Origin of the sequence: Clostridium sp. OM05-5BH (assembly GCF_003481505.1) — a bacterium.
GTDB lineage: Bacteria > Bacillota > Clostridia > Lachnospirales > Lachnospiraceae > Otoolea > Otoolea fessa.
Genome location: NZ_QULJ01000003.1, coordinates 179,036 through 200,046 on the forward strand (window position 1 = coordinate 179,036; position 21,011 = coordinate 200,046).

At 43.2% G+C, this 21,011-nt stretch carries 26 protein-coding genes and 1 pseudogene; 14 read left to right on the plus strand and 13 right to left on the minus strand.

Going from position 1 to position 21,011, the window contains the following annotated elements; translation table 11 throughout:
- Positions 1-156 precede the first annotated feature (156 nt).
- The 5 genes and pseudogenes from DXB70_RS05535 to DXB70_RS05565 form a co-directional block, all read right to left on the minus strand.
- Complete coding sequence (locus DXB70_RS05535) at positions 157-432, minus strand: Ada metal-binding domain-containing protein (RefSeq protein WP_233430145.1); 276 nt, start codon at positions 430-432, stop codon at positions 157-159.
- Positions 433-980: 548 nt separating this feature from the next.
- Positions 981-1,352 (minus strand): DUF2500 domain-containing protein, encoded by a 372-nt coding sequence (locus DXB70_RS05545; RefSeq protein WP_106999873.1) that lies wholly within the window; start codon positions 1,350-1,352, stop codon positions 981-983.
- A 288-nt stretch (positions 1,353-1,640) separates the two neighbouring features.
- On the minus strand, positions 1,641-2,243 hold the full coding sequence (locus tag DXB70_RS05555; RefSeq protein WP_007888235.1) for a Type 1 glutamine amidotransferase-like domain-containing protein: 603 nt from the start codon (positions 2,241-2,243) through the stop codon (positions 1,641-1,643).
- Positions 2,244-2,513: 270 nt separating this feature from the next.
- The gene (locus DXB70_RS14125) at positions 2,514-2,651 is read right to left on the minus strand and encodes a hypothetical protein (RefSeq protein ID WP_181357141.1); all 138 of its coding nucleotides are present in this window, start codon (positions 2,649-2,651) and stop codon (positions 2,514-2,516) included.
- Positions 2,652-2,783: 132 nt separating this feature from the next.
- Positions 2,784-3,002 (minus strand): annotated as a pseudogene (locus DXB70_RS05565) (helix-turn-helix transcriptional regulator); the annotation flags it as partial.
- 17 nt (positions 3,003-3,019) lie between these two features.
- On the opposite strand from DXB70_RS05565, the gene DXB70_RS05570 reads away from it, so the two are divergent.
- The gene (locus DXB70_RS05570; RefSeq protein ID WP_181986194.1) at positions 3,020-3,256 is read left to right on the plus strand and encodes an AraC family transcriptional regulator; all 237 of its coding nucleotides are present in this window, start codon (positions 3,020-3,022) and stop codon (positions 3,254-3,256) included.
- A 366-nt stretch (positions 3,257-3,622) separates the two neighbouring features.
- On the opposite strand, the gene DXB70_RS05575 is transcribed toward DXB70_RS05570, so the two are convergent.
- From DXB70_RS05575 to DXB70_RS05585, 3 genes are read right to left on the minus strand one after another with little or no spacing between them, the layout of a single operon-like run.
- Complete coding sequence (locus DXB70_RS05575) at positions 3,623-4,054, minus strand: secondary thiamine-phosphate synthase enzyme YjbQ (protein ID WP_106999876.1); 432 nt, start codon at positions 4,052-4,054, stop codon at positions 3,623-3,625.
- Positions 4,044-4,910 carry an amidohydrolase family protein gene (locus DXB70_RS05580; RefSeq protein ID WP_022358627.1) on the minus strand — a complete coding sequence of 289 codons (867 nt, stop codon included), beginning with the start codon at positions 4,908-4,910 and terminating at the stop codon, positions 4,044-4,046. Before DXB70_RS05580 ends, DXB70_RS05575 begins: the two co-directional genes overlap by 11 nt.
- Before the next feature lie 33 nt (positions 4,911-4,943).
- Positions 4,944-5,744 (minus strand): PfkB family carbohydrate kinase, encoded by an 801-nt coding sequence (locus DXB70_RS05585; RefSeq protein WP_118491397.1) that lies wholly within the window; start codon positions 5,742-5,744, stop codon positions 4,944-4,946.
- A gap of 657 nt (positions 5,745-6,401) precedes the next feature.
- On the opposite strand from DXB70_RS05585, the gene cobI reads away from it, so the two are divergent.
- From cobI to DXB70_RS05610, 4 genes are read left to right on the plus strand one after another with little or no spacing between them, the layout of a single operon-like run.
- Positions 6,402-7,097: a precorrin-2 C(20)-methyltransferase gene (gene cobI, locus DXB70_RS05595; protein WP_347559593.1), complete on the plus strand. Its 696-nt coding sequence runs from the start codon at positions 6,402-6,404 to the stop codon at positions 7,095-7,097.
- A complete protein-coding gene (locus DXB70_RS05600) occupies positions 7,090-7,932 on the plus strand; it encodes an ABC transporter ATP-binding protein (RefSeq protein ID WP_118491399.1) in 843 nt (280 codons plus the stop codon). Before cobI ends, DXB70_RS05600 begins: the two co-directional genes overlap by 8 nt.
- The gene (locus tag DXB70_RS05605) at positions 7,923-8,666 is read left to right on the plus strand and encodes an ABC transporter permease (protein ID WP_233430146.1); all 744 of its coding nucleotides are present in this window, start codon (positions 7,923-7,925) and stop codon (positions 8,664-8,666) included. Before DXB70_RS05600 ends, DXB70_RS05605 begins: the two co-directional genes overlap by 10 nt.
- Positions 8,667-8,691: 25 nt before the next feature.
- Positions 8,692-9,243, plus strand: a complete 552-nt coding sequence (locus DXB70_RS05610) for a hypothetical protein (protein ID WP_118467691.1) — start codon at positions 8,692-8,694, stop codon at positions 9,241-9,243.
- Between the two features lie 208 nt (positions 9,244-9,451).
- Here the strand turns inward: DXB70_RS05610 and DXB70_RS05615 are convergent, their stop codons facing one another.
- Positions 9,452-11,701, minus strand: coding sequence for an alpha-galactosidase (locus DXB70_RS05615; protein WP_118672836.1), 2,250 nt, complete (start codon positions 11,699-11,701; stop codon positions 9,452-9,454).
- Positions 11,702-11,884: 183 nt separating this feature from the next.
- Positions 11,885-12,187, minus strand: a complete 303-nt coding sequence (locus DXB70_RS05620) for a LysM peptidoglycan-binding domain-containing protein (RefSeq protein ID WP_022359414.1) — start codon at positions 12,185-12,187, stop codon at positions 11,885-11,887.
- Between the two features lie 978 nt (positions 12,188-13,165).
- Here DXB70_RS05620 and DXB70_RS05625 point away from each other — a divergent pair.
- Positions 13,166-14,080 (plus strand): hypothetical protein, encoded by a 915-nt coding sequence (locus DXB70_RS05625; RefSeq protein ID WP_118672837.1) that lies wholly within the window; start codon positions 13,166-13,168, stop codon positions 14,078-14,080.
- A gap of 182 nt (positions 14,081-14,262) precedes the next feature.
- Positions 14,263-14,880 carry a transcriptional repressor LexA gene (gene lexA, locus DXB70_RS05630; RefSeq protein WP_022359416.1) on the plus strand — a complete coding sequence of 206 codons (618 nt, stop codon included), beginning with the start codon at positions 14,263-14,265 and terminating at the stop codon, positions 14,878-14,880.
- Positions 14,881-15,066: 186 nt separating this feature from the next.
- Here lexA and fliB read toward each other — a convergent pair whose 3' ends face one another.
- Entirely contained in the window at positions 15,067-16,221 is a 1,155-nt protein-coding gene (gene fliB, locus DXB70_RS05635) for a flagellin lysine-N-methylase (protein WP_118672838.1), read from the minus strand.
- Positions 16,209-16,904, minus strand: a complete 696-nt coding sequence (locus tag DXB70_RS05640; protein WP_118672839.1) for a TMEM165/GDT1 family protein — start codon at positions 16,902-16,904, stop codon at positions 16,209-16,211. Before DXB70_RS05640 ends, fliB begins: the two co-directional genes overlap by 13 nt.
- A gap of 672 nt (positions 16,905-17,576) precedes the next feature.
- Here DXB70_RS05640 and DXB70_RS05645 point away from each other — a divergent pair.
- The 5 genes from DXB70_RS05645 (at position 17,577) to DXB70_RS05665 (ending at position 19,520) form a co-directional block, all read left to right on the plus strand.
- Positions 17,577-17,765 (plus strand): hypothetical protein, encoded by a 189-nt coding sequence (locus DXB70_RS05645; RefSeq protein WP_118570723.1) that lies wholly within the window; start codon positions 17,577-17,579, stop codon positions 17,763-17,765.
- A gap of 82 nt (positions 17,766-17,847) precedes the next feature.
- Complete coding sequence (locus DXB70_RS05650; protein WP_118672840.1) at positions 17,848-18,165, plus strand: helix-turn-helix transcriptional regulator; 318 nt, start codon at positions 17,848-17,850, stop codon at positions 18,163-18,165.
- A 23-nt stretch (positions 18,166-18,188) separates the two neighbouring features.
- On the plus strand, positions 18,189-18,701 hold the full coding sequence (locus DXB70_RS05655; RefSeq protein WP_182448417.1) for a hypothetical protein: 513 nt from the start codon (positions 18,189-18,191) through the stop codon (positions 18,699-18,701).
- Positions 18,702-18,960: 259 nt separating this feature from the next.
- Positions 18,961-19,272, plus strand: a complete 312-nt coding sequence (locus DXB70_RS05660; protein WP_118672841.1) for a hypothetical protein — start codon at positions 18,961-18,963, stop codon at positions 19,270-19,272.
- Entirely contained in the window at positions 19,269-19,520 is a 252-nt protein-coding gene (locus DXB70_RS05665) for a hypothetical protein (protein WP_118672842.1), read from the plus strand. The genes DXB70_RS05660 and DXB70_RS05665 overlap by 4 nt, the downstream gene beginning before the upstream one ends.
- On the opposite strand, the gene DXB70_RS05670 is transcribed toward DXB70_RS05665, so the two are convergent.
- Positions 19,486-20,130 (minus strand): hypothetical protein, encoded by a 645-nt coding sequence (locus tag DXB70_RS05670; protein ID WP_118672843.1) that lies wholly within the window; start codon positions 20,128-20,130, stop codon positions 19,486-19,488. The two genes, DXB70_RS05665 and DXB70_RS05670, sit on opposite strands and share 35 nt — an antisense overlap.
- Positions 20,131-20,294: 164 nt before the next feature.
- Between DXB70_RS05670 and DXB70_RS05675 the strand changes: the two genes are divergently transcribed.
- Positions 20,295-20,573 carry a type II toxin-antitoxin system RelE/ParE family toxin gene (locus DXB70_RS05675; protein ID WP_118672844.1) on the plus strand — a complete coding sequence of 93 codons (279 nt, stop codon included), beginning with the start codon at positions 20,295-20,297 and terminating at the stop codon, positions 20,571-20,573.
- Between the two features lie 14 nt (positions 20,574-20,587).
- Positions 20,588-20,902, plus strand: coding sequence for a HigA family addiction module antitoxin (locus DXB70_RS05680; protein ID WP_182448418.1), 315 nt, complete (start codon positions 20,588-20,590; stop codon positions 20,900-20,902).
- Positions 20,903-21,011 lie beyond the last annotated feature (109 nt).

Consider the following 21,011-nt stretch of genomic DNA (forward strand, 5'->3'; position numbering starts at 1 on the left):
CCTTATACAAACAGCACATTATCGCAGACCGGCGCAACTTACCTTCTGCGTGCAACAGTCGCCCTCAACAGCATATCCAATATGCGCAAAGAAGAAGTATTGCAATATAGAACTACAACCTTCCTCTTCCATATTTTTTAAATATCTGACACATTTTTACGGATTGCATTTTTTACACGGATCATAACCTGCAGCAATCAGCGCATCCCTACTCTCTGATGAGGATTTTTTATTGCTCTCCTTCATCTGTTTGACCGATGAACAGGACGGCCGATGAAATTTCTTTGTATTGGTATTGAGGATATAGGATTCCGTGCTGGTCTGCTGAGAAGCTGCCTGCGTAACAGCCTGTGTGGCCTGCTCTGTTTCTGCCGTCTTGTTTGTTCCAGAAGCCGAGCTGTCCCCCGTCGCATAATTGATGTTAAAGGTCACTTTACCCATTTTGAGGGATGTAAAGTGACCTTCTCTTAGTCAAATATAATGCCGTTCCTTTCTTCGCAAACCTTTACAGAAAGTACAAGCATCCATGTTTCGTTTTTGATAAAGAATCCGTTGCTTTGGTGAGCACTTATAATCGTGTGCACACACTGGGCATGTCCAACAAACAGGTGTTATGCAATTATCCAAAATCTGATCAGGATCACATAACAAATAGTTATCCAAATGGTTCCACTCATTCATTAAATCCGGATGCAATACGGCAAAGGAATTAACACCCGGAAGAACTTCTTTCATTGAACAATACACACAATCCACGTTTCCCGTTGCCATATCTCGAATAGAACTTATATATTCGCCACCACAATCAGGGCATTTCCAGAGTGCTCGGTAACATGAATTATTTAAATAATGTGACATTGGTTCTTCATTATTAGAAGACCATCGCGACATTAATTCTGGATTCGTTAACTTGAATTGACATAAACTTTTTCTTAAAATCACCTCCTCGTCTACTTCCTTTCACACTATCACCTCCAGAATCACACGCGCTCAAATGACAGATATCTCGTTCCCTGAAACGTAAGTTTCCCAATGTCGCCTTCCGCCAGCATTCCATATTCTCTGCCAGAAACCGACAGTTCCATCCGGTCACCGCTCTCTACCTGAAACGTGACATAGTAGCTGGTACTTGAAGTCGAATGGTAGCCATGAGTTCCAGACAGGTCACCCGCATTTGCATGGCTATGATGTGTGATATTTTCACGCTTTGCGACGATGGTTGCACTCACCGACAAACGCGGTGACTGATTGTTTTTATGCCATGTTCCGATTCCTGTCACAAACTGGAAGATGATCATGCCAAAAACCATTACAAAGATAATCGGAAACATAAACTCAAACAGCATAAACATATAGCTCACCTCTTCTTCATCTTTCGTCCAATGATTACTCTGAGCACAAAACATACGACAATCACGAAAAGCGAGGCAGCGATATACAGTAATGCTTCTGTATACCACGGTGCAGAATACGATTCGTATAGTTTCGGAAAGCGCTTATACCCATAGAAATCCATACCCGTTTTAATCACAATTATGTAGAAACTCGCATAGATAATATATTTTAATAAATCGTATAGTCCATCGTCTCCGCGATATTCTGTTTTAACCTTTTAGCATCGGCAAACTGGAATTTTCAAATTAGTCTTTGCAAATAACCTTTGAATCTTCACCATCAATTACAATTCCCTGACGGTTGTTAATTGGGCATAGATTCAAATCCGAAAACTCAGTCATTATTTTCTCGGTAACTTTCTTAAATGGTGCTGTAAGATAATGCGGAAGAACATAGAAATCAATCAAATCAATCCCTGCATCATCTTCTTGTGAGTAGTCCTCCGGCTTTTCATCCATTTGCTCGATATATTGGATGCTTGGAGCGCATATAATTGCGCCTGCCGACTCGCCGATCATCAATTTTCCATTTGCCAATTCCTTTTTCAGCAGTCCATCAGTTCCCGTTTTACGGAGCTGGTCCATAAGAAAGAAAGAATTTCCGCCGGTAAAATATATCACATCTGCTTCTTCAAAAACAGACTGTATCGTTGAATAAGCCTCCGTTGAAATATCAATTTCAGTTACGATTGCTCCCAACTTTTTGAATAATTTTCGAGCCGAGCCGACATAACCGGTGTAGCCTTCACGCAGTGAAGCTGTTGGAATAAATGCGACTTTCTTATTTTCAATTTCTTCCTTTATCAGACTTCCTACACTTGAAAAGTGCGAACATAAAAATAGTTTCATCAATATTCTCCTTTATAAATCCCGACTTGTTACTTACATTATATCATATTTTTTCTTCAGTTACATCCACCAAATTTTAGTACACTGCCATTCGGCTTGCTTCTGTAACCGGCATCCGTTTAATCTTCTCCTGCATTGTATCCTTTGTATCTTCATTGATTTCTATACGGATTTCCCTTATGTTTTGATTAAGAATACCCTCTCAATGTATGAAAGGTCGGTTCAATTATATGTGTCTATTTTAATTCTGGAAACAGTTTCTCCAATTCTTCATGAAATGTCCCATTCCTTAATGGTTTGCCGCAGCGTCTCGATGGTCTGCGTTTTCTGCTCATTGATGTTCCGGTTTACAGCCTGCATTTCTTCCTCGGTTGTAGTAGATTCCTGCCAGCCTCTGTTCACGATCATTTTTCTGGATCTTCTGTTGGTTCTGGAAGTCTCCGGCTGCTTTTCCTATAACGGTATGGGTTTCCGTCTGAAACTTCCGTTCCGGATTTTTCTTTGTGGATACAGAAAGCTCTTTTCCATTAATAGAACCGTTTATAACAACATATCTTTCACGCATTTACTCCGATAGTCACTCGGCGATATTTTGTATCTTTCTTTAAATGTTCGGTTAAACGTTCTTTGACTTTCAAATCCACTATCCAGACAAATATTTGTAATAGAATCCCTCGTATTTTCCAGACGATAACATGCGTAGTTTAACCTTGCATCATTAAGATATTGATTGAAATTTCTATATTAATATTGACGATTATGCTGCCTCACGAGGGATGAGTGTCAGCTGGTTTATCCGAAATTTCAAAAAATTCACTGGTTCCACACCAATGCAATTTATTGTAGGAATCCGAATCACCAATGCTCAGATTTTACTTGAAACAACAACTTATTCCATCAATGAGATTTCTAAGATTGTCGGGTATGATAACCAGCTTTATTTCAGCCGACTCTTCCACAAGCTAAAAGGATATTCACCTAGAGAATACCAAAAGATAAGAAATAAGTTCTGAAAACCATAATATTATAAGAATCCAATTTATTTAAAAAGAGGATTAAAAATGTTACATTCCTAGTTTTCTTATCACAAGTTGCTTCTAATACATGATTCCCCTTAAATAAAAGATAATATAAAAAGGTCACTTTACCCATTTTGAGGGATGTAAAGTGACCTTCTCTTAGTCAAATATAATGCCGTTCCTTTCTTCGCAAACCTTTACAGAAAGTACAAGCATCCATGTTTCGTTTTTGATAAAGAATCCGTTGCTTTGGTGAGCACTTATAATCGTGTGCACACACTGGCATCGAATTCGATACAGAAGAATAGCGCCTCACTTTGGCAAAGCAAGGCGCTATTCTCTGTTACAGGAAAAATCAGGTTATTCTCCCATGATCTGAACCGTATATTTTCTTATCTTCAGTCCATCGAACTCCACAAAATAAATATCCTGGGCACTTCCGCCCGCTGTTTTTCCATCTATTACCGGAAGCACACAATGATTTCCGCAAAGCATTGACTTCAAATGTCCCGGGGCATTTCCGCTGCAGGTTCCATAGCTTGGGAGCATATGGGTATGCACGTAATCTCCGTCTGTTGGTATCAACCGTTCCAGCGTCAGTTCAATGTCCTTTTCCACACAGGGAAGGCTTTCATTTATCATAATCGCCGTAGTCGTGTGCATGGATATGACAAAAACAACTCCTGCTGTGATTCCGCTGGCAGCCACGTCCTTTTGCACCTGATCTGTGATTTTTACCATTTCAAATTCCTGTCTGCTGGCAATTTCATGCGTATAAGATTTAATAATCATAGCCTCTTCCTTTCATTCCCAGAAACACTTCCGCATTCTCTCCCAGGATTTTTTTCAGCACATCCGGACGAAGATTCAGTTTTTCCAGACCGTCCTTTGTTCTGACCTGGCGAAATCTGGGGAGGTTGGATCCATACATCACCTTATCCATCAGATTATTCTGCAGCCATCCCGGAGCCATATTTTTCAAGAAAATCTGTTCATAATAGTTTTTGGGGCTGTCCATAAATACCGTCGCCGTATCTGTATAAACATTAGGATACTTTAACAACAGCATGCACAGCTCATCCACCCAGGGCCATCCCAGATGCGACAGGCAGAACCGAAGCGTCGGATATTCCACGGCGATATCTTCAAACAAAATCGGACGTGTATATTTTGACGGGGAATCCGGTTCCCAGCTGAAGCCGCTGTGAAACAGCACCGGCTTGTCATACTTTGTGCACAGATCTAATAACGGTTTTAACCGTCTGTCATCCGGATACATATTTAAATGGGATAAATTCAGCTTCAGACCCATCAAATTCAGCTTTTCAAACGCGTCCTTCAGTTTTTCTGCCGCACATTCCTCTCGCGGATCGACACTGGCAAAGCCGATAAAGCGTTCCGGAAACAATTCTACGATCCTCTTTACTTCTTCGTTTGACACAATCGGCTGTCCCATCGATGCAGAATAATCTTCCGCAAGAATTACCGCCCGATCCACTCCGGCATGATCCATCACAGCCATGACCTGCTCCATGGGCACAGGAGATGATTTGTACAGGCCAAACGCCTTCTTTCTGAAATTCACCCTGTCCGAATCTGTACAGATCGGACCAAATAACACCGGGTGTACATGTACATCAATAATCACGAAACGACAACTCCTTTCTCTCCAAAGCTTCCTTTACACATGATAAGGTTCAAATATACTAACAATCTCAGCAGCCTTTTTCGCGCCGGAAAGCATACATTCCGGTATGCTCCTGCCCCGAAGAACTCCGCTCATAAAGCCGGCGCCATAGGAATCTCCCGCGCCTACGGTATTTACCAGCTTCGGTGCCGGTATGCACGGCTGTCGATAAAACTCTGTTCCGTCAAAAGCCAGAGAGCCTCCTTCCCCAAATGTGGCAAGCAGCACCTCGGCTCCCATGGAACAGCCCATCCGCAAAAGCTCTCTTACCTCCTCGGTCTCCTCTTCAAATGAAAAAATACCATAATTGATATTTTTTAGAATGGTCGGAACATCCTCATGCCGATACCGCTTAGAAAAATCAAAATAGATCTTCGTTCCCTTGCTTCTCATGTCCTTCAGCAATCCTGTCACATTCCACGAAAGATCGGTATGAATGTAATCCTGTGTCCGGATAAAATCCATATCCTCTCCCGTTGGCTGATATGGAATCATGACTCCTTTTTCCGCCCTGTGATGCACCCGGTCTCTGCCATTTAACAGCATCTCTATCACTGCCGTCTGTCCCCCGGGAACAATGGTAACATGTCCGGTATCTACCTTCCTTTTCTGACACGCTTCCAGCATAGACTGTCCATAGGCATCATCTCCAATCGCCGTCACCACGGACGGCACAAGCTCGGGAACCAAATCCATCAGATTAAACATCAGATCGATTCCATTGCCTGTCGGGTAACTGATATTTAAGTTTTTGTATACATCAATACAGGTGAATCCTACCGCTGCAAACCGCATAACTGCTCCTCCCTCTGTTTATCTTCGTCACTGCATATACATTTTTAAATTCCGTACATTTTTCTTATCATATTCAAACGGATTAAAATAATATGCGGCATCTGCTCCAAGCATTCCGGCATACGCTGCAAAATTCAGCGCCTGCCCCCCCCCCAGGAAACATGGTTTTTAAATGGATGTACTTATCACATACATTGTCCCCAATCCCTATTACCTTCATTTCCTTAGCTCCTTTAGTCGAATTCCTCTTCAATCGATTGATTATATATCATTATATAATGTTATATTATCATATTAGTGCTTCTGAATCATTTTGTCAATAGGATTTTATAAAAAAACAAGAAAAAAATGCAGCCACATTGAGCCTGCGCTCAACATGTCTGCATCATTCCTTTTTCAAATGAAGCGATTTGAAAATGTACTTTATTCTGTTTCGAAATAAAGTACATTTTGAAATTTTTTTACTTTATGCTATAATCCTTGTATCTAAGCCATTTATTAACCACTAACTATAAAGTACAAAATTTTTTACTTTTAAATTTTTCGATGAAAAAGGCTAATTTCGTACTTTATTAAAAAAGCAAAAAAGGCATCGTACAAAAATTTTAAAAGTTGAACACTTGAATTTCTCACAGTTTTCACAGAAAGGAAATGTTTATGATAAAAGGAACCTTATATGGCGTAGGAGTAGGTCCGGGCGATCCGCGGCTCATGACGTATCTGGCAGTTGACACGATTCAGAAGTGCCCGGTGATTGCGGTACCGGCGGATGGAAAGGAAAATGCAGTTTCCTATAAAATTGCCAGCGGGATCGTGGAAAATCTGGATGAAAAGGAATGCTTAAACCTCACTACTCCGATGACAAAAGATAAAGCTGTTTTAAATGCAGCATACCAGGCTGCCTCGGATCAGATTATAGAGCAGCTGGAACAGGGGAAGGATGTTGCCTGCCTCACGCTCGGAGATCCGACGATTTACAGTACCTATATTTATATCCATCGGATTGTAAAAGCACATGGTTATGCAACTGAAATCATCAATGGCATTCCGTCCTTCTGCGCGGTCAGCGCCAAGCTTCAGGACAGTCTTGTCGACCGCTCAGAACAGCTTCATATTATTCCGTCCACTTATGATATTGAGGCGGCGCTGGAACTTCCAGGTACCAAGGTTCTGATGAAAGCAGCTTCCAAGATGCCGCTTGTCAAGGCGACCCTGAAAGAAAAGCATATGACAGGTACCATGATCGAAAATTGTGGTATGCCAGAGGAGCATATTTATCATAAAATCGATGAAATTCCAGAACGGGCAAGTTATTATTCGATTATTGTCGTGAAGGAAGGGAACCATGATTGAATTAAAGCATCTGACAAAAAAATACGATCATTTTCTGGCGGTCGAGGATCTGAACCTGAAAATTGAGACAGGCGAGTTCTTTGGGCTTTTGGGACCGAATGGTGCCGGAAAAACGACCACCATCGGAATGCTCTCCACTCTCCTGCTTCCGACTTCGGGTGAAATCTGGATCAACGGAGAGCTGCTGACCCGTCAGAAAAATCAGCTGAAACAAAAACTCAGTGTCGTTACGCAGGAATACTCGATGCGTCAGGATATGACGATGAACGAGATTATGGAATATCAGGGACGTCTTTATTATATGCCGATCAAAAAGATTCGGGAGCGGTCAGAGGAATTGCTGGAATTCTGCGGGTTGATCGATTATCGGAAGAGAACCGTCCGAAAGCTTTCCGGAGGCATGAAGCGGAAGCTGATGGTCTGCCGGGCACTTTTAACAGAACCGGAAATCCTTCTTCTGGATGAACCGACTGCAGGGATGGATGCATTTGCCCGCCGTCAGATGTGGAATCTTCTGAAAAAGCTGAATCAGCAAAAGCTTACCATTCTTCTGACAACGCATTATATGGAGGAAGCAGAAACGCTTTGTGACCGTGTCGGCTTTATGTGCGGTGGACGTCTGGAGGAAACAGATGCTCCGGGGCATATGATAGAGACGCTGGGGCGGTATGCGGTTGATGAGACTTCACCAGATGGGCTGAAATCACACTATTTTCATGGAAAGGAGGAGGCAATTCAGTATTTGTCCGCGTCAGAACAGGAAACAGCGCTTCGCAGTACGACATTGGAAGATGTATTTCTGGAGACAATCGGGCAGCAGCTGGAATGCCGGTAAAAATGGGTATTCTTACTGTGTTATGGGAAAAATGGGTAGAATTCCGGCGGGATTTTTATAAAATCACGCTGGCTGCCATGATTGCCCCTCTTTTATATATTCTGGTGTTTGGTCTTGGAATCCAGACCATGTCGCACGGACAATCGTATCTGAACTTTCTGATTCCGGGAGTGGTTGCCCTGACGACCATGAACGGCAGTTTCAATGCTATCGCCCAGAATTTAAACGTCCAGAGATTGTACGAAAAAGCATTTGACCAGGTCATCATCTCTCCTACCCCGCTGTGGCAGTTCATCGCGGGACAGATCATCGGTGGAAGTCTCCGGGGATTATATGCGGGAGCCGTGATTATTCTTCTGATTTTGCCGATCGGAACGGGGCTCTGTTTTAACGGCTGGTCGTTTCTTCTAATGTTTTTAAACGGATCTGTGTTTTCCACAATTGGAGTTGTGGTATCTTTTTATGCCAAAAACCATGCCGATGTGCCGCGCTTTTCGAATTACGTGATTATGCCGATGGCATATCTGTGCAATACATTCTTTTCAGCCCGGAGTATGCCGGATGGTCTGCGCCAGGTGATTGAATATCTGCCGTTATCGCAGACCAGTGCGGCGCTTCGCAGCATCGCCAATCATGAGGCATTTTCTTATACAACGATTGGGATCCTGCTTCTGTATCTGGCGTGTTTTTCGATTGCTGCGTCCTGGTTTCTGTATAAGAAAAAGAATTTATAAACACAGGGTAAGGAGTTTTCTGTCTATGAAAAAAATAGGTTTCATTCTTTTGGGAATCATTTGTATCTTATTTAGCAGCCGGTGGACGTTGACAGCGCAGGCAGGTGCTGGAACGCTGCTTTCCCTGAAGGATGGTGAATATGCCATCGAGGTAACAATGACCGGAGGAAGCGGAAAGGCTTCGATCCAGAGTCCTGCTCTTCTGACGGTGACAGATGGAACGGCATACATATCCATCACATGGAGCAGTTCCAATTATGATTACATGGTGGTAGATAATAGAAAATACGAGAATGAAAGTGCCAAGGACGCAAATTCTCATTTTACGATCCCTGTTTTGGATCTGACAAAAGAACTTACAGTCAGGGCGGATACACTGGCGATGGGAACGCCTCATGAAATCGAATATACCCTTCAATTCAATACTACGTCGATTGCGTCTAAGAGCACACTTCCGCAGGAAGGGGCGAAACGTGTGCTGATGATGGCAGCCGTTATTATTATCGGTGGCGGGATTCTGAATCATATCGTAAATGAACGCCGGAAGCGGGATTATACGGGGAAACGCCGGATTTAAATTAAAGGGATTCGTAACTGTTCAGTACCTTCACAGTCACGCGCAAAAATCCATTAAAAATTGCCTACGGCAATGGGATTTTTGCCTGCTGACCCATGTTTTCGTACGGTCAGCGCAGTAAATGCGCAGACCTACTGAACAGTTACAGGGATTCTTCTTTGAAAACCAGCTTCGGGAGAATCCCTTTTTAATGCTTTTATCTTATTTATTATTCAGCCTGCTTTTGTACATAAAACAGGCGAGAATCAAAGTCGCAGCTCTCTCTTCTACCATCCATATACTGTCCGGAAGAGGCGTCACTGGTAATCAGTCCTAAATTCATCAGTTCGTCACCATAGTGGGTGCTTACGGCACTTTCATGTCCTTCTGTATATTCCGTGACATTGTAAAGATCGGATTCTTCCAGTCCCTGTAAATACAGCCGCGTAAACGGACCATTGGCTACATTCAGTGTCCGGTACCAGCCGACCAGGGCTTCTGTGCGGTCTTCACTGACTACCATCCAGGCAGTGATATTGTTTTCAAACGGACTGGAAAGTCTGTAAAAAGTACCATACTGAATCAGGGACCGGTGCTGTTTCATAAAGGCGGTCTGAATTTTTAATTCAGATAGCTCATCTTCTCCGAGCTGTGCCAGATCCAGTTCATAGCCGAAAGTTCCGAAGAACGCGGTATTGGCACGTGTCCAAAGCGGTGTCTGACGATGAAGCTGATGGTTCGGAGAAGCAGATACATGGGATCCCATCGAGCTGATCGGGTAACCATAGGAAGTACCGTATTGAATCCGCAGGCGTTCAATCGCATCTGTATCATCACTGATCCATCCCTGCGGTGCATAATACAGCATACCTGCATCAAAACGCGCTCCGCCGCTGGCGCACGATTCGAACAGAATGTCCGGAAAGCGTGTTGTCAGCCGCTCATACATCTGATAAACACCCAGAATGTAGCGGTGAAATACTTCTCCCTGCTGTCTGGCGGAAACTCCTCTGCTCCATACATCACTGAGACTTCGGTTCATATCCCACTTAATATAGGAAATGGAGGCGCCTTCCAGAATCGATACAATCTTTTCATAGATGTAATCAAGGATCTCCTGCCTGGAAAAATCCAATACATACTGGTAACGTCCGTGACAAGGCGTTCGCCCTGGAACCTGGAGGATCCAATCAGGATGCGTGCGGAATAAATCGGAATCGGCATTTACCATCTCCGGTTCGATCCAGAGACCAAACTTCATACCGAGCGCTTCTATCTTCTGTGCCAGTCCGGAAAGACCGTTTGGCAAACGGTCACGGTTTGCCTCCCAGTCGCCCAGTCCGGCTTTTGAGCTGCTTCTGGCACCAAACCAGCCGTCATCTAAAACAAACAGCTCTATGCCGCATTTCTGCGCTCTGGAAGCCAGCTGTAGAAGTTTTTCTTCGGTAAAATTGAAGTAAGTTGCCTCCCAGTTATTGATCAGGATTGGGCGCTCGCGATCACGCCAGTACCCCCTTGCCAGTCGGCGCCGATACAGCCGGTGAAAAGTCTGGCTCATGTCGTTAAGTCCCTGAGAGGAGTAAACAAGCACTGCCTCCGGAGTCTGGAAGGTTTCACCAGGGTTCAGCTCCCAGCTAAAGCCAAACGGATTAATTCCTATCATAAGACGGGTGGTTCCATGTGACTCCACTTCTGCCTGAGCCAGAAAATTACCGCTGTAAATCAAGCTGCAGCCAATGGCTTCTCCCTGAAATTCGTCAGCCGAAGGGCGTTTTAAAATAATGAACGGATTCTGCTCATGGGAAGAATGTCCCCGGGTGCTGTCAATCGCCTGAATGCCATACTCAAGCCTGCGTGTGTGGAGTGCGCGCTCTCTCGCCCATGCCCCAGAAAACTGCATCCACTCATAATCGTGGTCAGGAAGATCCAGGCAAAGACTCATCGCGGTCTGAACCTGTACAGAAATGTCTCCCTGATTGGAAATAGAAGCACTTCGGGCAATGACACCGCCCTCGACAAATATTGTATATAAAAGATGCAGCTCCAGATTAGTATGGGTATCTTTTAACGTAATAATAAGAGTTTCAGCTTCCCCGTCCTGTTCAGTATAAGTAGCAGGAAGTCCTGGCAGTTTTGGCTTTCCGGATGTAACCTGATATCCAGTAAATTGAAAATCTGAATAGGTACTTCCATCATTCTGGAGAATCTCTACTGCCGGATGACGGTAATCACCGCTTCCGTAAGTACCGTACTCCAGCTTAATATGTCCAAGTGAAAAGGTGCGATCGTTTTCATAGAGATAAGATGCCATGTCTCTGGGAGCTAATTCAAGAAGGTATGAGAAATCTTCCTTGTCACGAATCTTTTTCCCATAATACAGCTGTCCCATATGTCCGTTTGGAAGAACCATCATGATATAGCTGATGGTCTGGTTATATAAATGAAATATCTTCGATGATTCGTGATATACAATACTCATATCCTTATTTCCTCCTGTTCTTCTGTCGCTTGTCATTTAATCAGATATAGACTGCTTGCTAAACTTTATTCTACCAGAAAATAGATTAAATGAACAGACTACGGACAGGAATATGGAAAATTCTATAAATTTGATTCTGTCTCTGTTATCGGTTGTGTGTACGTGTATGTGAACGGTAACGATTTATTTATAATAACGAATGGTCAGGTAATGCCCTGCGTCAATATGGTCATCCGAAAGACTGTTCATCTGGCGCAGCTCCCGTACATACTCTTCAACTGACTCCTCCGAATCTGCACAATATGTCTGAGCAATGCTCCAGAGCGTATCTCCATCTTTCAGATGAATACTGGTATAGTACTTTTCCGGTCTAGTATCTGCTTCTTCCTCAGCCATCACATACATCAGACTCCGTCCAAAAAAGCCCGAAAGCAGCATGATGAAAACAACAGCTAAAACCATAACACCTTTTTTCAACGTATACATTTGCAATCTTCTCCTCTCGTGTTTTGTTGGAATCGTCTTTTTGTATTCAAATCTGTTCTTAAAGAATGAGAAGAGATTTGAATATTATAAAAATGTCAGGAACATCTGTTCTGTATAGCTACATTATACGATACGAACAAATGTTTGTCAATGGTTTCGAAAGAAAAAAGCAAACATTTGTTCGCAGCTTGCTACTGTTCACGCATACGTGCCCAGTAACGAAATTTTCCGTGTCTTCGCATTTAAATACGGCAAATTTCTGTTGCCACCACCTTTTCTTACGGTATTTTCGGTTTCAAAAGTGCCGTAAGAAAACGCGGCTCTGCTCGTAAGCAGCAGACACCTGCTCCCTATAAAAATCTAAATACTTTAGGTATATAGATTTTTATAGGGAATCATACATATTGCACAAAACTGCGCTGCTATTTCTGGCAAATATAACCACAAAAGTCGATGAAACTATTCGCGAAAGCATCCTTTCACGAATAGTTGATAGTTTCATTCCTATTTTTACTATCAAAATCATAATCTATGTATAACAATAATCATGTATAACATATATATAACATACCACAGAATCAGATTGACGCCATTGTGGTTTCATGATAATCTATATACATAAAATAAAGTATGACGCAATTTGAAATTTCAGTTTAAATCGAACGTTATAAGACTTGGCGCATGATCTTTGCAAAGCACTTCTTTGAAATCAGTTTGATAAGCAGAGTATTATCTCGCGTAACTGTCTACATGAGTATGAACAGTTACCATCTCGCAGCAAGAATGTCAGGGTATTAAACAAACAGGTAACTGTTCAGTACCTTCACAGTCACACGCAAAAATCCATTAAAAATTACCTACGGCAATGGGATTTTTGCCTGCTGACCCATGTTTTCGTACGGTCAGCGCAGTAAATGCGCAGACCTACTGAATAGTTGCATAAACAGTTACAAAAAAATAGATTGGAGAATATAGAATATGGGGGAAATTAAACAGGCAAACTTTCGAATCGATTCCGATACAGCGGATGCTTTCCGTGCATTTTGCGAACAAAAAGGAATGAACCAGGCCCAGGGCTTTGATCATGTGATGCAGGTGTTTGAGTTAAATCAAGCCAAATCCTCAATCCCGGGGAGAAGTGTCGAGATTGAGGAGTTTGAAACCATGGTTAAGTCCATCACCTCCGCATATCTGTATAGCTTGGAATTGAACCAGAATGCAGAAGCCAGAGCACGGGAGGAGTTCTCTTCTGAACTCCAGAGAAAAGAACTGCGCCTCACAGAGTTACAGAAAAAAGTAGAACAACTTCAAGCAGAAAAGAAAAAAATGGATGCGGAGTCCGCTTTGCTGACCAAGCAGGAACAGACACTCACCGAACAGCTAGATTCGCTCAGAAAAGGTGCTGCTGACCAGGAACAGATCAACCAGATGCTGAAGGAGAAACTAGAAGAGGCACAAAATCAGCTGAAGAAAAATGAACATTCAAAAGAATCAGAAGAAATGCTTAAGAATGAGCTTTTGCAATGCAAACAGGAGCTTCATGATACTGTACTTGCTCTCTCTCACTCTCAGAAAGAACAGGAGGTAAAGTCAGAGTCCTATCAGCATGCATCCGATCGGATTCTGGCACTTGAAACTGAAAATAAAGAATTACAGCAGAAACTCACAGAACTTACCCAGGAATTATCAAAACAAAAAGCGGATGCTGATATGGGTCTTCAGCAATGCAAAGCCCAAGCGGAGCTTACGATGGAGCGTGCACTATTCAAAAAAGAACGGGAAATGCAGGAACTCCTTCGTCAGGCAGACAAAGAAAATGCCCGTCTGGAAGTGCTGCTTGAGCAGGCAAGAGAACAGCTTAAAAAAGAAAACATTGATAAAGACGAACAATAGTTTGCATTTTGCCCGAACATATGTTACTATATATAATATAATAAGGGCTTACTATAGGCCAAACCTTTCAGTGATTCAGCTGCTGGTCCCATCAGGTGGGCGTTCGACTTGTATCCTGCCAGAATCACTGTATATCCGATATTAAAAACATTTTATATACTTCATCGACAGGAGGAATCTATATGGCACAGGGACGTATTACAGATAAACAGAAAGAGATATTGGAATTTATTAAAGCATGCATTTTAAAGAAAGGTTATCCGCCGACGGTACGTGAAATTTGTGAAAAGGTACAGCTTAAATCTACCTCTTCTGTCCACTCTCATCTGGAACAGCTTGAGAAGAACGGATATATTCACCGGGATCCGACGAAACCGAGAGCCATCGAGATCGTTGATGACACCTTTAACCTGTCCCGCCGTGAACTGGTGAATGTACCCCTTATCGGTACTGTAGCAGCCGGTGCGCCGATTCTGGCTGATGAGAATGTGGAGAACTATTTCCCGATTCCGGCAGAACTGCTTCCGAACAGCGAAACTTTTATGCTGAAGGTCCGCGGCAATAGTATGATCGATGTGGGCATCTATGACGGAGATCGTGTTATCGTGGAACAGACCAGTGTCGCAGAGAATGGCGAGATCGTGGTTGCACTCATCGATGATTCAGCTACTGTTAAGCGTTTCTTCAAGGAGAACGGTCACTATCGTCTCCAGCCAGAGAATGCAACCATGGATCCGATTATTGTGGATAAAGTACAGATTCTTGGCAAAGTAATCGGTCTACTGCGCCTTATGCGGTAACCTCTTGGTTTACTGACGCTTACCTTTTGCTTATTATCATGAAAATGACAGAAGCATTATGTGGCAAAATTTAACTCAAAAGCTCTATGCTATTCGTTGACGTCCGGAGATACGGTACGCTCAATTTTATAGAATAGAGCTTTTTTGTTCGTATGATTCATTTTTGCAATATGCTTCTTTCGGTGATTAAACCGGCGCATACCGCTCAAAAAGCCAATCTTCCAGTGCATTTAAGTTATCATCGGAATGTTCTACTTCCCGGGCATATCTCCAGGAGATTTCTTCCACATCCTCCATGGAAAGTTTCTTTCCATTTTCCAGCCATCGGACCATCAGAAATTCCTGTATCCAGCGAACAGAGAACAATGCCAGTTCCATCTTGGAACAGACCATATCGTCGTAGACAGCCCCGCAAAAATAGGTATAGACAAAAAACATTAAAAGCTGCTCGCCCAGATTTTCCCATTCTTCTTTGTGACTTCCTAAGCTTCCATATGCCTTATGAAATTCTTCGCAAATTTTATGATAGGTTTCCTCACTTCCCTGATACAGCCACTTTTCAGCACCATCCAGCACATCATCCCATTCCGGACGCAGACGTTCCAGACCGCGTAGTACCTGCAATTCTTCTATCTGGCGTGCCCACCGATGGAGAGATGCTGCATCAATGCCTTTTTCAGCAAGACTTTCTGATACAAATTCCTGAAGTTTTTTTCTCTGATGATGAGCTTCACAGTTTCGCAAAAGTTCATCAATTTCATATTCCTTCTGCTCTTCCACCCGGATCTGATATTGTTCTGTCAGCTGTTCGGATGCCGACATTCGGAGTGTCAGAGGAAGGGATCGATCCTGTAAAATCGAAAACAGAACATCTCTTGTATCTTCCAACTGGGAAAACATCATAAAATCGAATTCTTCAAAATCGTCCTCCAAATCGTCCTCTTCTTCCAGAAAACGGACCGGTTCTTTACAGGAAAGAATGATTCTAGCCGCCTCCGGACAGGACAGGGAAAGAGATAATTCCCGAAGTCCCTCGTATTCTTCCGTATGTCTCGGGTACATCCTGCAGGTATCACAAAGAGAATCTGGTCCCAGTGCTTTATAAAGATCGCAGAGATTTTCTTCATTTAAAAATGCACAGCGCCGATTGTTCTGGTAAAAACATTCTTCATCCCAGTCAATAGAATTGCGTAATCGCGTTCCGAACTCGCTCTTTTCATTTCCATATCGCTCCAGAGAGGTTTCATCAATCATGATCTGCCATCCGGCACAGCAGCTATCCGGACAATCTCCTGCTGTACAGACAAATTTATCATAAAAATGTGGTTTTAAATATCGCATTTATTTTCCTTCTTTCTTTTTATATAGATCCAGGCACATAAGGCAGTAAAAATAACAGCCGCAGCAAGCCATACCGGCCATACCGGAATCGGACAGACTCTTGCGTTCATCATGTTCAGTCCCTGATGAAGTGTGAAAGCACCAAATATGGAAAAAATAACAAATGCCAGTGTATTCAGCAGCCCATCGGGAGTTTTGCTCTTTAAAAGATATCCAACCAGCATTCCGAGAATATCCGCTGCAAAAAGTCCCAGAGAGCATCCAATCCATACAACAAAGGCTGATTTCATGCCTTCATTGGCTCCGAACGTGATGGCTGTAAGCTGAGTCTTATCTCCCAGTTCTGCCACAAAAAATGTGCAAAAAACAGCTAAGGGTGCGAATTGAATCTTTGATTTACCGCCCTCCTCCTCTTCTTCGTCATCATCACCGGCAAGCGTCGATGCGGCGAAATACAGAAATGCAAGTGCTGCAATCATCTTAATAAGCCAGTCAGGAATAAATTCACTGACAAGTCCGCCCGCCAGAACGGCAAGACCATTCAGAACAAGGATCGCCGCCGCAGTTCCTAGTATAATATCTCTCAGCTTGTATTTGGAAGTCAGAGCAATCAGCATAAGCTGGGTTTTATCGCCCATCTCTGCGATAAATTCTGTAAAAAATACTTTAAAAAACAGCATCATTTTTCATTTCCTCCTAGATGTAATGCATGTTCCCTCACCGCTCACTGTCGATTATGATGTCCTCCCTTTTTTGCATCAATGCACAAAAGAAAAACTCATGTATATCAACTGACAGCTATGCATGATACAAAAACTGTCGTCCATCGATATACATGAGTCTCATTATTTAAGATTTGCCAGATTATACAGGTACTATAATCAGAATGTTGACAAATCACACTTTCGCGCTAACTACTCCCTCATGGGATATTAAATTACTTGATAAATATTATCAAATAAAGAATGACTTGTCAACGAAATTTAATGCTTCTGCAGTGTCAATTAACTTATTTTTTCTTACCGGCTCGCAAAATTCGATGTTGCCAAGGTAAAAACAGGTAGTGGTACTAATAGCGGTTTTATCAGATGTTTCAGAACTGCCCATCTCACCCAACCTTCACCAAACGTGCTGGTGCCGGGGATAAGTATAGCACATTTATCCCTAAAACTTGATATAAGTTATCATTAAACATAATCCACTTCCTGGCGAATTAATCATGAGCACAGACTTTTCCGTCTGTGCTCATAGTTTTGTCTTCCGTTACCTATACGGAGTATAAATCGACTTTTTACCGTACGTATTCTGCGGTATAATGCAAATAGATTAATCCCAAAAACAAGGAGAGGTTGCAAATGAAAACACCTAAATTTCTTGAGAATACAGCTTTATCGTCATCATACTATGAGATTCCAAATCCATATCAGAATACTCCGTCCACCGGAATCGAGCTGCTTGCTCTGTTCAAATACGCACGGTCACAAAATAAGAAACTCGATAAACTGGATCGCAAAGAAGTATCCAGATTTCGCCTGCAGAAATAAAATTTCGCTGTTCAATCTACCACAGCCGTGATAGAATGGAAACAAGTGTTTCGGGATGGTACAGAATCATGGAGGGATGCAAATGGAACCGATGTATTTGTCAATCCGGCCCGTGGAAACCGGGAAGCGGATCAAGCAGCTTCTTTCAGAGCAGAACTATACGATCCGCGAGATCCAAGGCGCCTTCGGCTTTGAGAACCCACAGGCAATCTACAAATGGATTGCCGGAAAATCCCTGCCGAGCCTGGACAACTTTATCATTCTCAGCAGACTGTTACATACCAGCATTGAAAATATCCTCGTCATTGACGGGGATATTCCTCGTTTATGGGGCGGTTTAAACCAGCGGTTCAATGACATCCTCCTTCTCCCGCCTTATAATCGTGTCATAAGGAATTGATACGAAGGAGGCGAACACACATCATGAAAATGACTTCGGCTTATGCCAATAAACTGCTCAAAAATCTGGCGGACGAGAAATCCTACTGGGAAGCCAAGGAAGCTGCATCCCGCACTTACGTTGCCGCCGTTGGTGAGGAACCGGTTATCCCGGATTATGACTACTCCACTGTTTCTGCGACATTGAAAGAGATCGACCGTAAAACCGTCATCATCAAACACGCTCTGAATCTGACCAACGCCACCGCAAAGATCCCGGTCGGAGACACGGAAATGAGCGTTGACAGCATCCTGGTAAGAATGGCACAGCTCAACTCCCGCAAAGCGACCCTGGATGCCATGCGGAAATGTCTTCCGAAAATGAGGGAATCTTCTCACGCATTCAGCTCCAGAAATGCCGTTCCGGAATATCGCTACACCAATTATGATCCGGAACTGGTAAAACAGGATTATGAACGCATTTCCGGCGAGATCATGGAAATGCAGATTGCCCTTGACCGGTACAATCAGACGTTCCTGTTTGAAGCGGACATTTAAAGAATTTTCCGTACAGGGTCTTTAAAAATGCAGATGGGATTGTTAACGTTCAGTGACATGGATTGTTTTGTTATTTTTTATCCGTTGTATCTTTCGGTTCATGGTACGCTAATTCAGCAAATATCAATGGTAAATGATCCCCCTGTAGAAAACCCGTGAGCGATCACGCCGGTGCCGGGTACGGTTTCAGGCACCACGGCTGCGGAATGCAAATTTCGCAGCCTTTTCCTTACAGACAGCTATCACAAAGGAGGATTCCATGAAAAACTTCCAGAGACTCGACGGTCTGTCCATCCTGTCCGTCCAATATATGTATATTGATCATAAAGACTACCTTGCGGATTCCCTGCTCGCACAGAACCATGTTTCCGTTCGGTTCGGAAACGAATTTTCACGGGACGATTCCCCGTACCGCATCATTCTCTGCAAAGTCAGAAAGAAAGACACGGCGGAATTTGAAAAATCCATGGAATTGCTGTGCAACAAGATGCTTCTTTTCGGTCATAACGATTACATGGAATTCTGCAATAACATCATGGAAACACTGGAACAGAATCGAGGTGTCGCATGAAGAAATCATTTGTCCCGATCAGCAAACAGAGTAAAAAAACACAAAAAGCATACCATTCCGGCCAGCGTTCCACCTGGGGCATCCTGAACCCGGCAACGCGGACCATGCCAAGCGGCAAGGCATACAATCGGAAGAAGCAGAAAGCGAACGACAGAAGCGGCAGGGAATCCTCCTTCGACTCCCCGCCGCTTCCTTTTTTCCCGTCCCTGCATATCAATCCCACAGGTTCCGGAAATATTTCGTCATAAGCTCCATTCCCTGCTTCAGGCACCGGTCCCGGTACTCACGCAGTTCTCCCTCGGCCGCCAACCACTTTTCCGAGATCTGTGCATATTCCGGCACATCGCTCATCATATACAACCGATGCGTATGTTCCCGCTTTTCCCTTGCAATCTCCTCTTCCGTTTTTAGCTTCTCACCGAACATTCCGTATTTTGCCGTGAATTCTTCCCGTGCCAGATCGTGTTCTTTCTCATACGGATTCTTCTTTCTGCATGTGTCCTCATTTGCCTCCCAGAACAGAAATTCCATTCTTTTCAGAATACGGTCCCATTTTCGGATGTTTTCTTCTTCCGACCCTTCGAAGGAACCGGGATAACCATGGCTGTTGACGCGAAGATCATGGATCATGTTCGGAACAACCGTAAGGAACCAGTAGTCAATCGACCATGTGTCACGGTAACAGTATCCGTACCGCAGTCTCTGGTAAATGCAGATGATGTCTTCCTTCCATATGGAAATCCTTTCCCATAACGATTCTCTCTTCCGGTGTGACAGGAAAACGGAACATGCTTCCTTCCGTCTCGTTCTGTTTTCCTTCGGACTCATTCGCTTTGTAATTCTCTTTGCAGTATCCACGGATAGTTTCTCCTTTCCCGTAATGTTCCTGATACGACAGTTATATCACGGAAGAGGAAAGACTGCATTGAACCTGCAGTTTAATATACTTTTGAAATTTTCATAACGGTCTTAGAAGTGTATCCATAATTGACACCTGCCACGTTACACGGTATAATATAAATATGATAAAATCATTTGCACACAAGGGATTAAAGGAATTTTTTGAGAACGGTTCCAAGAAAGGAATCCAGCCAGAGCATGCGCCCAAATTAGGCAGAATGCTTGATCGTCTTGATGCAAGTATCAGTCCGCAGGATATGGATTTACCGGGATACCGGCTGCATCCGCTGAAAGGAGACAAACAGGACATGTGGTCTGTTACTGTTAATGGCAATTGGCGATTAACATTTTATTTCGAAGGACAGGATGCGCATCTCGTGGATTACCAGGACTATCATTAGAAGGAGGAACATGTATGATAAGCAGAAAACCAACTCATCCGGGAGTTGTCCTCTTGGAAGATGTTATAAAACCACTGGGGCTTACCATCACCGATGCAGCCAGAATGCTTGGTGTAAGCCGGAAAGCATTATCAGAATTTATAAATGAAAAAGCGATGTTAAGCCCTGATATGGCAATTCGTATTGCAAAAGCGACGAACACATCGCCGGAAAGCTGGATGAATATGCAGCAGAAACTGACACTCTGGGAAGCAGAACAGCATCTTCCAAAGAATGTTATCCCATTTCCATCCGTACGGTCTGAAGAGGCTGCTGCGCTACAGATGTAAAAATGACTCCACCATATTGATGGAGCCCCATTTAGTTTCGGAAATAAAAGGAAAACCAGTTTTCACCCTTATACCCTCTTGTTTGGGATATAAAAGGAAAACTGGTTTT